The organism is Nocardioides sp. Z35_8, from assembly GCF_059621125.1.
In genome coordinates, this window is sequence record NZ_JCAQIE010000001.1 from 1585062 (window position 1) to 1599850 (window position 14789).

The following is a 14789-nucleotide window of genomic DNA, read 5'->3' on the forward strand; positions in this document are numbered from 1 at the left end:
TGCTCATCTGGTGGTCTCCTGCTGTGCGCTGCGTGCTGGGGGATCTGCGGGATCTGCGGGATCGGGGGTGGCATCGGGGGCACTCGCGGGTCGCGCCGGGGCGACGACCTCGACCGGGGTGGTGGTGCGGCCGGTGCCCGGCTCGGGGCCGCGGGGGAGGGTCAGGGTGAAGGTGGACCCCTGCCCCTGCACCGACCACACGGCGATGTCGCCGCCGTGGGTGGCGGCGACGTGCTTGACGATGGCGAGGCCGAGGCCGGTGCCGCCCGTGGAGCGGTGCCGGGCCGGGTCGACGCGGTAGAACCGCTCGAAGATGCGCTCGATCTCCCCGGCGGGGATGCCGATGCCCTGGTCGACGACCGAGATCTGCACCTGCTCGCCCACGGAGCGGCTGGTCACGACGACGCGCGAGCCCTCGTTGGAGTAGGCGACGGCGTTGGCGACGAGGTTGCTGACGGCCGCGCCGATCTGCTCCTGCGAGCCGAAGACCGCCAGGCCGGGCTCGCCGCCCGACTCGACGGTGATCTGCTTGGCGGCGGCCTCGGTGGCGCTGGTGTCGACGGCGGTGGCCACAGCGGCGTCGAGGTCGACCATGACCGGGGTCTCCAGCGGGTCGTGGCCCTGGAGGCGGGACAGCTCGATGATCTGCTGGACGAGCCGGGAGAGCCGGTCGCTCTCGGTGAGCATCCGGCCGGCGAAGCGCTGCACGGCCTCGGGGTCGTCGGAGGCGTCGGCGACGGCCTCGGCGAGCAGCCGGATCGCCCCCACCGGGGTCTTGAGCTCGTGGCTGACGTTGGCGACGAAGTCGCGGCGCACCTCCTCCACCCGGCGCTCGCGCGTGCGGTCCTCGACCAGGGCCAGCACCAGCCGGGCGCCGAGCGGCGCGACGCGGGCGGTCAGCGTCCGGGTGACCCGGCCGTCGGGGGCCGCGATGTCGAGGTCGCTCTCGCGGATCTGGCCGTCGCGGCGCACCTGCGCGACCAGGTCGAGCAGCTCGGGGACCACCACCGTGTCGCCGCGCACCAGTCCGAAGGCGTAGGCCGGGGCCGAGGCCTTGACGACGTGGTCGGACTCGTCGACGACGACCGCGCTGGAGCGCAGGATGCTGAGCACGGCGGCGACGCCCGCCTGGACGACCGGCTCCTCGGTCTCGGGCGGGGTGCGGCGCTGCCGATCGCTGATGTGCCAGGCGAGCACGGCGCCGCCCGCCATGATGGCTCCCGCGAGCGCGGCCAGGGCAGCCTGCGTCGTCGGGTCCACGCCCGCCATCGTACGCAGCGCGAGGTGCCCGCGGACCCGATGGACAGGGGGCCACGGAGTGTTCATCCCGCGTTCACCGCGCACGCCCGTCTGTTCGCTTGGGGTGCCTACCGTGCGCGGCATGCGTGAGGCATTCCATGACCAGCTCGACGGCATCTTCGCCGACCTGTCCGACATCTGCGGGCAGGTCGAGGTCGCCGTACGCGAGGCCACCAAGGCGCTGATGACCGGCGACGTGCACACCGCCGACCAGGTGATCGGCAACGACCGGGCGGTCGACGCCGCGCGCGAGCGGGTCGACGACACGGCGTTCGCCCTGCTCTCGCTGCAGCAGCCGGTCGCGGGCGACCTGCGGATGATCGTGTCCGCCCTGCGGATGGTCAGCGAGCTCGAGCGGATGGGGGACCTGTCGGTGCACGTCGCCAAGATCGCCCGGCTACGGGTGCCGGCCGTCGCCGTGCCCGACGAGCTGCGGCCCACGATGGAGCGGATGGCGCTGACGGCCGAGGACATGGTGCGGCGGGTGCGGAGCATCATCGTCGACCGCGACGTGGAGGCCGCGATCGAGCTCGGGCGCGACGACGAGGTGATGGACCAGCTGCGCCGGCGCAGCTTCACCGAGCTGCTGTCGACCGACTGGCGCCACGGCGTCGAGGCGGCGGTCGACGTCGCCCTGCTGGGTCGCTACTACGAGCGCATCGCCGACCACGCCGTCTCGGTCGCCAACCGGGTGGTCTTCGTCGTCACCGGCGACCTGCCGGCGCGCGCCTGACCCACGCCTGCGGCGGACCGGGGTGCGAAGGGTTCAGCGACCCTGGTTGGCGACGGCCGCGGCCGCGGCGGCGGCAGCCTCGGGGTCGAGGTACTCCCCGCCCGCGACGGTGGGGCGCATCTGCTCGTCGAGGCGGTAGACCAGCGGCATCCCGGTGGGGATGTTGAGCCCGGCGATGTCGGCGTCGCTGATCTGGTCGAGGTGCTTGACGAGCGCGCGGAGGCTGTTGCCGTGCGCGGCCACGAGGACGGTGCGGCCGGCCTGCAGGTCGGGCACGATCTCGGCGTCCCAGTAGGGCAGGAAGCGCGCGATGACGTCCTTGAGGCACTCGGTGCGGGGCAGCTCCTCGCCGAGGCCGGCGTAGCGCGGGTCGTCGGCCTGGGAGAACTCCGAGGAGTCGTCGATCGGGGGCGGCGGGGTGTCGAAGGAGCGGCGCCAGAGCATGAACTGCTCCTCGCCGTACTCCTCGAGCGTCTGCTTCTTGTCCTTGCCCTGGAGTGCACCGTAGTGGCGCTCGTTGAGCCGCCACGAGCGCTTCACCGGGATCCAGTGGCGGTCGGCCGCGTCGAGCGCGAGGCAGGCGGTGCTGATCGCGCGACGCTGCAGCGAGGTGTGGACGATGTCGGGCAGGACGTCGGCCTCGCGCATCAGCTCGCCCCCGCGGACCGCCTCGCCCCGGCCCTTGTCGGTGAGGGGCACGTCGACCCAGCCCGTGAACAGGTTCTTGGCGTTCCACTCGCTCTCGCCGTGGCGGAGCAGGACGAGCGTGTGCGTCATGAGACGTCGAGGCCTTCCCAGTAGGCGTCGTCGTTATCGGGGACGACGGGGACGTTGAGGGAGATGCGCTCCCCGTTGCCGAAGTCGACCGACAGCGGCAGGAAGTCGCCGGCCTCGAAGTCGCCGGTCAGCACGATCGCGGCGGGCGGCTCGGCGAGGTTGACGAACCCGCCCGGTGCGACGGCGACGGGGTCGAAGTCGGCGGGCTCGACAGGCGCGCCCTCGGCGCCGGAGACCCCGGTGAGGGTCTGCTCGTCGCTCAGGTCGTTGTTGGAGAGCGACGCGATGAACGTGCCCGACCCGGGGTTGCCGGAGACCACGACCGCCGAGAGCACGTCGACCGTGCCCTCCCGGTTCTCGGCCGCACCGTTGACGTCGTACTCGCGCTCGGTCGCGGCGTCGAAGCCACAGGAGGACAGCGGCGCGGCGAGCGCGAAGACCGCGGCAGCGGTCGCGAGAGGTCGAAGTCGCATGGCCCACAGCCTAGCGCTGGCTCAGGCCAGCCCTGCGGTCCGCCCTGCGATCAGGACGCCGACGACCACCAGGGCGGTCCAGGCCCCCGCCAGGAGGAGCAGGCGTGGGGTGCCGGTGCGCAGCGCGAGCAGCATGGGCAGGGACCTGTCGCCCTCCAGGTGGTCGTGCACCAGGCCCGGCAGCGCCACCAGCACGTGCACGCCCAGTCCGAGCGCGGCGGCCAGCACGACCATCGCCGGCGTCGGCGGCGTCGGGGAGCCGACCCCGCCCCAGCCGCCGTAGGCCAGGAACGCGGGGTAGAGCGCGAAGCTCGCCATCCACGGGGCGAAGGACAGCGGTCGGTCGTGCAGCAGTCGGTCGCCGAGCGCCGAGAGCGCCAGCAGCGCCAGGTAGGTCGCCGCGGCCCGGCGACCGTTGGCGACGGCGAGGGGCACGACCAGCAGCACCGCGCAGGAGAGCGCGAACCACACCGTGCCGGCGTCGAGGCGACCGCCGGCAAGCGGCTTGCCGGGCCGGTGCCGGGCGTCGCGCTCGCGGTCGGCGAGGTCGTCCGCCCAGCCCAGGAGCGACTGCCCCACCAGCACCGTGGCGCCGACCAGTGCGACCTCGCGAGGCGCACGGCCCGCCACGGCCGCCGCAGCCGCCAGCGCGGCGGCGGTGAGCAGCGCCTGGCGTGGGTGCGCCGCCCGGACGAGCAGCAGCGACGGGGTCGTCGAGAGTGCCCGGAGCATGCTCCGCAGTATGCCCAGCGCCGCGCCCCGAGCGGGGCCGCACCACAGCGCGGGCCGTTCTGTCAAGCCCGGATAGGGCCTCTGACCTGCGCAAACGCGACAAGAGCTGCTTCGGACCCGTGTTAGAATGCTCACCTAGGAAGGGGAACTGAACATATGACTTTCACCGTTGGCGAAACGGTCGTCTATCCCAATCACGGGGCCGCGGTCATCGAGGACATCGAGATGCGGACGATCAAGGGAGAGGACCGGCAGTACCTCGTCCTCAGGATCGTCGCACAACAGGACCTGGTCGTGCGCGTCCCGGCCTGCAACCTCGACCTCGTCGGCGTCCGCGACGTCGTCGACAAGGAGGGCCTCGACCGCGTCTTCGACGTGCTGCGTGCGGCCCACGTGGAGGAGCCGACCAACTGGTCGCGCCGCTACAAGGCCAACCTCGAGAAGCTGCACTCCGGCGACGTGATGAAGGTGTCGGAGGTCGTGCGCGACCTGTGGCGCCGTGAGCGTGACCGTGGCCTGTCCGCCGGTGAGAAGCGGATGCTGGCCAAGGCCCGGCAGATCCTGGTCTCCGAGCTCGCGCTCGCCGAGAAGACCAACGAGGACAAGGCCGAGGCGATGCTCGACGAGGTGCTCGCCTCCTGAGCGTGGACGACGCTGACCGAGGCCCCTGGGACGACGTTCCCAGGGGCCTCGGCGTCGTTCTGGACGAGGACCGCGGGGCCCTGCCCTACGAGCTGATCCACGGCGAGGCACTGGTGGCGTGCGCCGCCTGGGGCCTCGGCGACGCCGGCGTCGACCTCGTCGACGGCGGTGTCTCGTGGGCCGAGGTGGTGGAGTCCGGGCGCGACGTCGTCCTCCACGACGCCCTGTGCCCGATGACCCCGCCCGACTTCATCGACGCCTGCCTCCAGCGGGCGCGCGAGAGCGGTCACCCGGTGGTGGGCACCCGCCCGGTGACCGACACGGTGAAGGTGGTCTCCGACGGGGTCGTGGGGCAGACCCTCGACCGCGACTCGCTCGTGGCCGTCGCCTCGCCGCTGGTGATCCCCGCCGCCGTCCTGGCCTCCCTGCCGCGGCGCCCGGCCAGCGACCTCGCCCGTGCCGTGGCCGACCTCGAGGCCGCGGGCCACCCGGTCGAGACCCTGCAGGCGCCGCCCGAGGGCCGCCGCGTGTCCTCGCCCGACGACGTACGCCTGCTGGCTGCCCTCACCCAGCGCCCGGCGTGAGCTCCGAGGCGAGCGCCACGTCCTCGGGGAAGGTGACCTTGAGGTTGAGGGCGCTGCCCTCGACGGCCGCGACGACGATGTCGGTGTAGGCCGAGACGCAGGCCGAGGTGTCGGTGCCCTCGAAGCCGTCCGCGTCGGCCCCGCGGTAGGCCGCCAGCACCGCGTCGGCGCGGAACGCCTGCGGGGTCTGCACGCCGCCGACCTGCTGCGCGACGACCGTCCGGTCCGGTCCGAGCAGCTGGGTCACCGGCACCACGGGGATCGCGCCGCCCACCTCGCGGGCGGCGGAGACCACGGCCGCCCACAGCCCACGCCCCGCCAGCGGCCGCGCGCCGTCGTGGACCACGACCACGTCGACCTCGCCGGACTCGATGTCGGCGGCCAGCACCCGCAGGGCGGCCCACTCCGAGGCGTGCCGGGTGGCCCCGCCGTCGACGAGCAGCACCTCCCGGTCGCCGAGGTGGGGCGCGATCGCCGCCGCGACCGGGGGACGGTCCTCGGGGCGCACGACCAGCACGAGGCGGCGTACGTCGGGCAGCGCGAGGGCGTCGCGCACCGACCACGCCAGCACCGGGACGTCGCGCAGCGGCAGCAGCACCTTGTTGACCTCGGCCCCGACCCGGCTGCCCGAGCCGGCGGCGAGGATGACGACAGCGATGGACACCGGCGCCTCAGCGGGTGAGCAGCGCGGTGGCGATCGCCGCCACGCCCTCGCCGCGGCCCGTGAGACCGAGGCCGTCGGTGGTGGTGGCCGACAGGCTCACCGGCGCTCCGAGCGCGTCCGACAGGGCGACCTCGCCCTCGCCGCGCCGCGGGCCGAGCCGCGGGACGTTGCCGATGACCTGCACCGCGACGTTGCCGATCTCCCAACCCTCGTCGCGCACCCGTCGGGCGGTCTCCGCGAGCAGCGCGGCCCCCGCGGCTCCGGCCCACTCGGGGGACGAGGTGCCGAAGTTGCTGCCCAGGTCGCCGAGCCCGGCCGCCGAGAGCAGGGCGTCACAGGCGGCGTGGGCGGCGACGTCGGCGTCGGAGTGGCCCTCGAGCCCGGCCGGCTCGTCGGGCCAGGCCAGGCCGGCGAGGTGCATTGGCACACCGGCGACGAGGCGGTGCACGTCGGTGCCGATGCCGATGCGCGGGGCGGGATGGGAGGAGGTCACGTCGGCATCATGCCGGACGCCCGTCACAATGGACCGCGTGACCGCTCGCCGTCCGCACTGGATGCTCGCCGGAGTCGTCGCGGGCCTGGCCGGCCTCGCGACCAGCTACGCGACCGCGATGGTGCTCACCATCCGCGAGGCGCCGCTCGTGGCCGTGGCCGAGCTGGTCATCCGGCTCACCCCCGGCCCGGTGGCGGAGGCGGCCATCTCCGTGCTGGGCCAGTTCGACAAGACGTTCCTGGTCCTCGTGATCCTGCTCCTGCTGCTCGTCTGCTTCGCCGTGGCCGGGCTGCTGGCCCGCGGCGGCTGGTACCGGCCCCTGCTGGTCTGGCTCCCGCTGGCCGCTGTCGGCCTGGCCGCCGTCCTGACCCAACGCCAGGCGAGCGCCGTCGACACGCTCCCCGTGGCGGTCGGCCTGCTCACCTGGGTCACGCTCCACTCCGCGCTCACCGACGCCCTCGAGCGCGGCCGGCGCCGCCCCGACCTGGAGTCGCGCGAGCGGCGCGTCTTCCTCATGGTCGCCGGAGCGGTGTCGGTGGCGGCACTCGGCATCGCCGTCGCCGGCCGGGTCGTCGGCGCCGGGCGCCGCAAGGTCGAGGCCAGCCGCCGGCTGCTCCGCATCCCCGGCGTCACGCGGCGCGAGGCGCCGGCAGACACCTCAGTGGGCCTGGCCGGCATCGCGCCGTGGCAGACGCCCAACGAGGACTTCTACCTGATCGACACGACCATCGCGAAGCCGGTCATCGAGCCGGAGGAGTGGTCGCTGCGCATCCACGGGCTCGTCGAGCGCGAGCTCACCCTCGACTTCAGCTCCCTCGTCGCGCGCCGGATGACCGAGTCGTGGATCACGCTGTCCTGCGTGAGCAACGAGATCGGCGGCGGCCTCGTCGGCAACGCCCGGTGGAGCGGTGTGCGCATCGCCGACCTGCTCGACGGCCTGGGCGTCTCGCCCGAGGCCGACTGCGTGCTCCAGACCTCCCACGACGGCTGGACCTGCGCGACGCCGCTCGAGGCGCTCACCGACGACCGCGACGCCCTGCTGGCCGTCGCGATGAACGGTCGCCCGCTGCCGATCGAGCACGGCTTCCCCGTGCGTACGATCGTCCCGGGCTTGTACGGCTATGTCTCGGCCACCAAGTGGGTCGTCGACCTCGAGGTGAGCACCTTCGCCCGCTCGACCGGCTACTGGACCACCAAGGGCTGGTCGTCCGAGGGGCCGGTCAAGATCGCCTCGCGCATCGACGTGCCGCGGGCGGGCGCCGAGGTGGAGGCCGGCCCGGTGTCCTTCGGCGGTGTCGCCTGGCACCAGCACACCGGGATCGAGTCGGTCGAGGTGCAGGTCGACGGCGGCCCGTGGACCCCCGCCGAGCTCGGCCGGGTGCCGTCGGCGGACACCTGGGTGCAGTGGGCGGTCACGATCGACGTCCCCGAGGGCGACCACGAGGTGCGGGTCCGCGCCACCGGCAAGGACGGCCAGACCCAGACCAGCGTCGTACGCTCGCCCGACCCCGACGGCGCCACCGGCTGGCACACCGTCGACTTCCGCGCCGTCTGAGGCGCTGACAGAGGCGCTGACAGAGGCGCCGACAGAGGCGCGCATGGTCGAGTGGGCGCGTTCTGACACCCGACCGAGGTCGAGTGGGCGCGTTCTGACACCCGACAGGGGTCGAGTGGGCGCGTTCTGACACCTCACGGGGGTCGAGTGGGCGCGTTCTGACACCTGACGGAGGTCCAGTCGGCGCGTCCTAACCGACGAGCGTCAGGATGCGCCGACTCGACGTCGTCTGAGGGTCAGGACGAGCCGACTCGACGGGGTCTGAGCGTCAGGATGCGCCGACTCGACGTCGTTTGAGGGTCAGGACGCGCCGCCTCGACACGAGCTCGGGGGGTCCGCTCAGCCGTTGCGGATGACGTACGCCGTCCCGCCGGAGGCCGCGATCCACAGTTGCTCGAACTGGGCGCGGTCGTAGACGCGGCGCACCTCGGCGTTGGTCGCGCCGGCGGGGTCGTTGACCACGACGTCGCCGTCGGCCTCGAAGCCGACGATCACCAGCAGGTGGCCGTTGCTCGCCGAGATCGGGGCGCCGGCGAGCTGGTTGCGGCCGAAGGCGATCGACACCACCAGCGGCACGCCGGCGACGATCTGGTCCTCGGCCTCGCGCAGGTCGCGCATCCGGGTGACATAGGAGTCGCCGGCGACGAGGGTGGCGGCGTAGGCGGTGTTGAACGCCCAGTTGCCGGTGCCGCGGTAGCCGTGGTCGTAGACCATCTTGGCGGTGTGGTCGACCACGGCGTCGGCGTGGCCTGGCGTGATCCCGGCGGGCGCGGGGGAGATGCCGTAGTAGGCGAGGACCATCGCGGTCGAGGTGGGCGAGCACCACGCCTCGCCGCCGCCGCCCCAGGCGGGGTAGTGGCCGCTGTGCACCATCTGGGAGTAGGTGGGCACGGGCAGCACGGTGCCCGCGGCGGGACCGGGCTGGGAGGTCGGACGCGGCGCCGAGGCGTCGGCGGAGGCGACCGCGCCGATGCGCTCGAGGCTGACCGCCTTGGCCGAGCCCTTCGGCCGCAGGAGCGTGACGCGGACCTGCCACGACGTCACGGCGCCCGCGGCGTACCAGGTGTCGGCGCTGACCCGGCCCAGGTCGTCGGCCTGGCCGGAGTAGGTCGCCCGCTTCACCGGACGGTTGCCGCGCGCCCAGTCGGCCACGGTGTCCCACGACCCGGTGCGCCCGCTCGCGTCGCGGGCCCGCAGCTCGACCCGCACCATCGTCCGGCCGGGCGTGGTGGCCTCCCACGAGGGGATGACGGCGCTCGCGCCGAAGCCGGGCGTCGCCCACGGCGACGTCCAGGTGCCGGCCTCGTAGGCCTTGCCGGCGACCGTGCGCGGCGTGGCGCGCAGCATCGAGACCTGCCCCCGGCCGAGCTTGAGACCGCGGCGCTTGCCGGCCTTGAAGTCGGCATAGCTGCTCCACGACGTCAGCTGCACCTGCGCCGTGGCGCGCGTGCGCGCGTCGGAGCCGTCGGAGCCGCCGGAGCCGTCGGCCGCGACGGCAGCGGGGACCAGCGAGGCGGCCACCAGCAGGGGCAGGGCGAGGGTCGCGAGACGTCGGAGCACCGTTCGACGATAACCCGAGAAGTCCCACGCGTCTCAGGAGTCACAGGAGCCCGCGGTGTGCGGTGGCCGGCGAAGCCAGCGGATCGCCCCGCTCGCCCTAGACTTGCCCGGTGACTCTCAGGCTCCACGACACCGCGACGCGCGAGACCCGCGACTTCGTCCCGCTGACCCCGGGCAAGGTCGGCATCTACGTGTGTGGGCTGACCGTGCAGTCGGAGCCGCACGTCGGCCACGTCCGGTCCGCGGTCAACTTCGACGTGCTCCGCCGCTGGCTCGAGGCCACCGGCCACGAGGTCGACTTCATCCGCAACGTCACCGACATCGACGACAAGATCCTCGCCAAGTCCGCCGAGCTCGGCATCCACTGGTACGCCCTCGCGTCGGCGATGAAGCGCGAGCTCGACGCGGCGCTGGCGGCCATCAACGTGCTGCCGCCGACCTACGAGCCGGGCGCCACCGGCCACGTCCCGGAGATCGTGGAGCTGATCGAGGAGCTGATCGCCCGAGGGCACGCCTACGCCGCCGACGACGGCAGCGGCGACGTCTACTTCGACGTCCGCAGCTGGCCGGCCTACGGCGAGCTGACCCGCCAGGGGGTGGACGACATGGAGCCCGCCGGCGACGCCGACCCCCGCGGCAAGCGCGACCCCCGCGACTTCGCCCTCTGGAAGGGCTGGAAGGCCGACTCCGAGCCGCGCACCGCGTCGTGGCCCTCGCCGTGGGGCCGCGGGCGACCGGGCTGGCACATCGAGTGCTCGGCGATGGCCGGCAAGTACCTCGGCCCCGCCTTCGACATCCACGGCGGTGGCGTCGACCTCCGCTTCCCGCACCACGAGAACGAGCAGGCGCAGTCCCGGGCGGCCGGGCGCCCGTTCGCGTCCTACTGGCTGCACAACGCCTGGATCACCACCGCCGGCGAGAAGATGAGCAAGTCGCTCGGCAACTCGATGCTCATCCCGTCGGTGCTCGAGCGGGTGCGCGGCGTCGAGCTGCGCTACTACATGGTCTCGGCCCACTACCGCTCCCACGTCGAGTTCAGCTTCGAGGCCCTCGAGGAGTCGGCGCGCGCGTTCCGCCGCATCGAGGACTTCCTCGAGCGCGCCTCGGGCGTGGTCGGCACCTGGTTCGCCTCGGTGCCCGACGCGTTCACCGCGGCGATGGACGACGACCTCGGCACCCCCGCCGCCGTCGCGGTGATCCACGAGTCCGTCCGCGAGGGCAACCGGCTCCTGGCCGCGGGGCCGTCGGAGGAGCTGGGGCAGCGCTTCGGCGAGGTGGTCGCCATGCTCGACGTGCTCGGCCTCAACCCCGCCGATCCCGTCTGGGCGTCGACGGGCGGCTCCGACGAGACGCTCACCGGCGTCGTGGACGCGCTGGTGCGGGGACTGCTTGAGGAGCGGACGGCGGCGCGCGAGGCGAAGGACTGGGCCCGCGCCGACGCCATCCGGGACCGGATCAAGTCGGCCGGCTTGGAGATCGAGGACACCTCGACCGGCCCACGGTGGACGATCGTTATGGGGAGTGTGTGACGTGGCTGGCAACTCGCAGCGCAAGGGCGCCATCAAGAAGACCGGCAAGGGCAACCCCACTGCGGGGTCCGGCGGTCGCGTGCGGCGCGGCCTCGAGGGCCGCGGACCCACGCCCAAGGCCAAGGACCGGCCCTACCACCAGGCGCACAAGGCGGCCAAGCGCGCCGAGCGCGACAAGGGCACCCGCCCCAAGCGGCGCACCAGCTCCGAGGCCGAGTGGGCCGCCGGGCGCAACTCCGTCGTCGAGCTGCTGCAGGCAGGCGTGCCGGTCGCGGCCGTCTACGTCGCCGAGGGCGCCGAGCGCGACGGCCGGATGCGCGAGGCGTTCAAGCTCGCCGCCGAGCAGGGGCTCAACCTGCTCGAGGTCACCCGCAACGAGATGGACCGGATGACCGGCGGTGCCGTCCACCAGGGACTCGCGGCGCGGCTCCCGGCCTACGAGTACGCCCACGCCGACGACCTGCTCGAGCGTGCCGCGGAGGCCAAGGAGCCGGCGCTCGTCGTCGCCCTCGACTCCGTCACCGACCCCCGCAACCTCGGTGCGGTGATCCGCTCGGCGGCCGGGTTCGGCGCGCACGGCGTGCTGATCCCCGAGCGCCGTGCCGCGGGGATGACCGCCTCGGCGTGGAAGACCAGCGCCGGTGCCGCGGCCCGGCTGCCGGTCGCGCAGACGGTCAACCTGACCCGCCAGCTCAAGGCCTACCAGGACGCCGGCTGCATGGTCGTCGGCCTGGCCGCCGACGGCGACATCTCGCTGCCCGAGCTGGTCGCCCCCGGCGGCCTCGCGGAGGGCCCGCTCGTGGTCGTCGTCGGCTCCGAGGGCAAGGGCCTGGGCCGGCTGGTCGCCGAGACGTGCGACCAGATCGTGTCGATCCCGATGGCCGGCCAGCTCGAGTCGCTCAACGCCGGGGTCGCCGCCTCGGTGGCGCTCTACGCGATCTCGCAGGCCCGCGCCGAGCGATGACCCCCACCCAGCGCCGGCTGCTGGTCGGCGTCACGCTGGCCGCGCTGAGCCTGGCGCTGGGGCTCGCGGTCGCGGTCTCGCTGTTCCTCACCAGCAGCCGCACGGTGGTGCTCGTCGGTCACGACACCGTCGTACGCCCCACGCTCACGCCCGACGCGGTGGTGCAGACCGGGCCGCTGCTGCCCGACCTCCGCTTCCGCGACGTCGGCCCGCTCGGTGTCACGCTCGCGCTCGGCAAGACCGAGGTCGGCTCGATCGAGGAGCTGGTCGAGCGCTACGCCCTGATCGCCGCCGACCCCACCGCGCCGATCGACAAGGTCCAGGACGTCGTGGTCGACATGGCGTTGTCCGCGGCGCTGCGCGGGCTGGCGGTCGGCCTGCTGCCCGTCGTCGTCTTCCTGCTGCTGGGTCGCCGGCGTCGCGGCGAGCTGGCGCGCGGCCTGGGCACCAGACAGGGCGTGCTCGCGCTCGTCCTGGTGCTCGCCCTGCCCCTGCTGCTGTGGCAGCCCTGGGAGCGCGAGGAGGAGACCCAGGAGGACGGCGCCGGCTGGCAGACCCTGGCCGAGCTCGTCGGTCCGGACGTGCGGCTGCCGGCAGAGGTGCGCGACATCGAGGTGCGCGCCGGCCCGGTCACCACCCAGAGCAGGCGGCTGGTGCTCAGCGCGGTGGACACCTACGACAAGAGCAAGGAGTTCTACTCCACGGCCGCCGACGGTGCGGCCGGCCTCGTCGAGGAGGGCCTGCGCACGCCAGAAGAGGACGAGACCGTCGCCCTGCTGGTCAGCGACCGTCACGACAACATCGGCATGGACCGGGTCGCACGCGCCATCGGCGAGGCGGCCGGCGCCACCGTCGTGCTGGACGCCGGCGACGACACCTCGACCGGGCAGCCCTGGGAGGCGTTCAGCCTCGACTCCCTCGACGCGACGTTCGAGGACTGGGAGCGCTTCGGCGTCGCGGGCAACCACGACCACGGCGACTTCGTCGGCACCTACCTCGCCGACCTGGGGTGGACCATGCTCGACGGCGAGGTCGTCGACGCCCCCTGGGACGGGACCCTGCTCGGCGTCGACGACCCGCGTAGCAGCGGCCTGGGCAGCTGGCGCGACGAGTCCGGGCTCAGCTTCGCCGAGATGGGCGACCGGCTCGCCGACGCCGCCTGCGCGGCCGCCGAGGACGGTGAGCGGGTCAGCACGGTCCTGGTCCACGACGCCAACCTCGGGCGCGAGGCCCTCGCCCAGGGCTGCGTCGACCTGGTGCTCGGCGGCCACACGCACGTGCAGGCCGGCCCGGACGCGGTGGAGGGCGAGGACGGTGCCACCGGCTACACCTGGACCAACGGCACGACGGGAGGCGCGGCGTACGCCATCGCGCTGGGCAGCAAGCCGCGCCGCGACGCCGAGGTCACCCTGGTCACCTACGCCGAGGGACGCCCCACCGGGCTGCAGTGGGTGCGGCTGCGCACCGACGGCACCTGGCAGGTCGGCGAGTGGGAGCCGGTCACGCCCGCCGCCGCGGTCACACCTGACCCGTGATCGCCTCGTCGGGCCTGGTCGTGAGGAAGCGGTCGATGTAGTCGTGGGCGGTCTCGAAGATGTCGACCTCCCGGCCGGTGCGCTCGGAGAGGTACCAGCGGTGCTCGAGGATCTCGTGGAAGACCTCCGCCGGCTCGAGCTTGCCGGTGGCGTCGGGCGGGATCATCGCCATGATCGGCTCGAAGACCTCGTGCATCCACCGGCTCGCCACGACGTGCCGGTCCTCGCGGCCGAGGTCGTGGCCGGCGGTGAAGGCCGCCAGGTCGTTGAGCAGGCGTCGGGCCTGGTTGTCCTGCACGGTCATGCCGGTCAGGTCGCGCAGCTCGCGGGTGTGGTGGCCGAGGTCGACGACCTTGGGCTGGATGCGGATGGTGTCGCCGCCGAGGTCGGTGACGATGTCGAGCTCGTCGACGTCGAAGCCGAGGTCGTTGAGCCGCTCGACGCGCCGCTCGATGCGCCACATCTCGTCGCCGCCGAACTCCTCGAGGTCGGTCAGCTCGCGCCACAGCGCCTCGTAGCGGGTGCGCAGGTGCTCGACGATCGCGAACCCGTCGATGGGTCGGTCCACGGCGCCGCTGGCGCTCAGGTCCATCAGCTCGGCGAAGATGTTCTCGCAGCCCACCGTGATGTCGTACTCCCGCAGCCGGTCGCTGACGGAGTCGTGGAGCTCACCGGTCTCGGCGTCGACCAGGTAGGCGGCGAGGGCGCCGGCGTCGCGGCGGAACAGCACGTTGGACAGCGACACGTCCCCCCAGTAGAAGCCGGCAAGGTGCAGGCGGACCAGCAGGACGACGATGGCATCGATGAGCGCCGGGACGTGGTCGGCGTCCATGCCCCTGCTGAAGAGGGTGCGGTAGGGGAGGGAGAAGCGCAGGTGCTGGGTGACCAGCGCGGCGGGAAGCTCCTCGCGCTCGCGCGTCGCGCGTCCCGTGACGACGCCCTGGGGCACCACGGACGGCATGCCGAGGCGCTGGAGGTCGCGCAGCATCCGATACTCGCGGAACGCGATGTCGCCGGTGGTCTCCTTGACCGCGTAGACGCGGGTGCCGAGCCGCACGATGCGCACGATGTGGCGCGACAGGCCGCGGGGGAGGGGCACGACCACGTCGTCGGGCCACTCCTCCAGGGGACGGTGCCAGGGCAGGCGGAGGATGGCCGGGTCCGGCCGGTTGGCGACGATGCGCATGGCCATGGGGGCACGCTACTCGCTGACGAGGTCCCACGGGTCGACGCGGAGGCCGGCTCCGGT

At 73.4% G+C, this 14789-nt stretch carries 15 protein-coding genes; 7 read left to right on the forward strand and 8 right to left on the reverse strand.

The annotated features are described in order from the left end of the window. Positions 1-3: 3 nt before the first annotated feature. Positions 4-1260 (reverse strand): sensor histidine kinase, encoded by a 1257-nt coding sequence (locus AC54T2_RS07620; RefSeq protein WP_496665888.1) that lies wholly within the window; start codon positions 1258-1260, stop codon positions 4-6. Between the two features lie 121 nt (positions 1261-1381). On the opposite strand from AC54T2_RS07620, the gene phoU reads away from it, so the two are divergent. Then, a complete protein-coding gene (gene phoU, locus AC54T2_RS07625; protein WP_186340234.1) occupies positions 1382-2032 on the forward strand; it encodes a phosphate signaling complex protein PhoU in 651 nt (216 codons plus the stop codon). A gap of 33 nt (positions 2033-2065) precedes the next feature. Here the strand turns inward: phoU and AC54T2_RS07630 are convergent, their stop codons facing one another. The 3 genes from AC54T2_RS07630 to AC54T2_RS07640 are packed head-to-tail and all read right to left on the reverse strand — an operon-like array spanning position 2066 to position 4014. Further along, the gene (locus AC54T2_RS07630; RefSeq protein WP_489975751.1) at positions 2066-2809 is read right to left on the reverse strand and encodes a phosphoglyceromutase; all 744 of its coding nucleotides are present in this window, start codon (positions 2807-2809) and stop codon (positions 2066-2068) included. Next, positions 2806-3282 (reverse strand): hypothetical protein, encoded by a 477-nt coding sequence (locus tag AC54T2_RS07635; protein ID WP_186340236.1) that lies wholly within the window; start codon positions 3280-3282, stop codon positions 2806-2808. Before AC54T2_RS07635 ends, AC54T2_RS07630 begins: the two co-directional genes overlap by 4 nt. A gap of 21 nt (positions 3283-3303) precedes the next feature. Further along, positions 3304-4014: a UbiA family prenyltransferase gene (locus AC54T2_RS07640; protein WP_186340237.1), complete on the reverse strand. Its 711-nt coding sequence runs from the start codon at positions 4012-4014 to the stop codon at positions 3304-3306. A 156-nt stretch (positions 4015-4170) separates the two neighbouring features. Between AC54T2_RS07640 and AC54T2_RS07645 the strand changes: the two genes are divergently transcribed. Further along, positions 4171-4656, forward strand: a complete 486-nt coding sequence (locus AC54T2_RS07645; protein WP_056602200.1) for a CarD family transcriptional regulator — start codon at positions 4171-4173, stop codon at positions 4654-4656. Between the two features lie 2 nt (positions 4657-4658). Beyond that, positions 4659-5240, forward strand: coding sequence for a 2-C-methyl-D-erythritol 4-phosphate cytidylyltransferase (locus AC54T2_RS07650; RefSeq protein ID WP_489975752.1), 582 nt, complete (start codon positions 4659-4661; stop codon positions 5238-5240). Here AC54T2_RS07650 and AC54T2_RS07655 read toward each other — a convergent pair. Both AC54T2_RS07655 and ispF read right to left on the reverse strand, forming a co-directional pair. Continuing rightward, positions 5221-5904 (reverse strand): IspD/TarI family cytidylyltransferase, encoded by a 684-nt coding sequence (locus AC54T2_RS07655; protein WP_186340239.1) that lies wholly within the window; start codon positions 5902-5904, stop codon positions 5221-5223. The two genes, AC54T2_RS07650 and AC54T2_RS07655, sit on opposite strands and share 20 nt — an antisense overlap. Positions 5905-5911: 7 nt before the next feature. Next, positions 5912-6397, reverse strand: a complete 486-nt coding sequence (gene ispF, locus AC54T2_RS07660) for a 2-C-methyl-D-erythritol 2,4-cyclodiphosphate synthase (RefSeq protein ID WP_186340240.1) — start codon at positions 6395-6397, stop codon at positions 5912-5914. 37 nt (positions 6398-6434) lie between these two features. On the opposite strand from ispF, the gene AC54T2_RS07665 reads away from it, so the two are divergent. Beyond that, positions 6435-7952: a molybdopterin-dependent oxidoreductase gene (locus tag AC54T2_RS07665; protein ID WP_496665889.1), complete on the forward strand. Its 1518-nt coding sequence runs from the start codon at positions 6435-6437 to the stop codon at positions 7950-7952. Between the two features lie 339 nt (positions 7953-8291). On the opposite strand, the gene AC54T2_RS07670 is transcribed toward AC54T2_RS07665, so the two are convergent. Then, positions 8292-9512 (reverse strand): C39 family peptidase, encoded by a 1221-nt coding sequence (locus AC54T2_RS07670; protein WP_496665890.1) that lies wholly within the window; start codon positions 9510-9512, stop codon positions 8292-8294. 110 nt (positions 9513-9622) lie between these two features. On the opposite strand from AC54T2_RS07670, the gene cysS reads away from it, so the two are divergent. Genes cysS through AC54T2_RS07685 form a run of 3 tightly spaced genes read left to right on the forward strand, consistent with a single transcriptional unit; the run spans position 9623 to position 13540 of the window. Further along, positions 9623-11041, forward strand: a complete 1419-nt coding sequence (gene cysS, locus AC54T2_RS07675; RefSeq protein ID WP_186340243.1) for a cysteine--tRNA ligase — start codon at positions 9623-9625, stop codon at positions 11039-11041. Between the two features lies 1 nt (position 11042). After that, the gene (gene rlmB, locus AC54T2_RS07680) at positions 11043-12005 is read left to right on the forward strand and encodes a 23S rRNA (guanosine(2251)-2'-O)-methyltransferase RlmB (RefSeq protein ID WP_496665891.1); all 963 of its coding nucleotides are present in this window, start codon (positions 11043-11045) and stop codon (positions 12003-12005) included. Continuing rightward, complete coding sequence (locus AC54T2_RS07685) at positions 12002-13540, forward strand: metallophosphoesterase (protein WP_496665892.1); 1539 nt, start codon at positions 12002-12004, stop codon at positions 13538-13540. The genes rlmB and AC54T2_RS07685 overlap by 4 nt, the downstream gene beginning before the upstream one ends. Here the strand turns inward: AC54T2_RS07685 and AC54T2_RS07690 are convergent. Next, positions 13524-14732, reverse strand: coding sequence for a DUF4032 domain-containing protein (locus tag AC54T2_RS07690; protein WP_496665893.1), 1209 nt, complete (start codon positions 14730-14732; stop codon positions 13524-13526). The two genes, AC54T2_RS07685 and AC54T2_RS07690, sit on opposite strands and share 17 nt — an antisense overlap. Positions 14733-14789: the final 57 nt, after the last annotated feature.

Bases quoted from the DNA above. Each gene is read 5' to 3' on its own strand.
- phoU (WP_186340234.1), top strand. From the start codon at position 1,382: ATGCGTGAGGCATTCCATGACCAGCTCGACGGCATCTTCGCCGACCTG.
- AC54T2_RS07630 (WP_489975751.1), bottom strand. From the start codon at position 2,809: ATGACGCACACGCTCGTCCTGCTCCGCCACGGCGAGAGCGAGTGGAAC.
- AC54T2_RS07635 (WP_186340236.1), bottom strand. From the start codon at position 3,282: ATGCGACTTCGACCTCTCGCGACCGCTGCCGCGGTCTTCGCGCTCGCC.
- AC54T2_RS07640 (WP_186340237.1), bottom strand. From the start codon at position 4,014: ATGCTCCGGGCACTCTCGACGACCCCGTCGCTGCTGCTCGTCCGGGCG.
- AC54T2_RS07645 (WP_056602200.1), top strand. From the start codon at position 4,171: ATGACTTTCACCGTTGGCGAAACGGTCGTCTATCCCAATCACGGGGCC.
- AC54T2_RS07685 (WP_496665892.1), top strand. From the start codon at position 12,002: ATGACCCCCACCCAGCGCCGGCTGCTGGTCGGCGTCACGCTGGCCGCG.
- AC54T2_RS07690 (WP_496665893.1), bottom strand. From the start codon at position 14,732: ATGGCCATGCGCATCGTCGCCAACCGGCCGGACCCGGCCATCCTCCGC.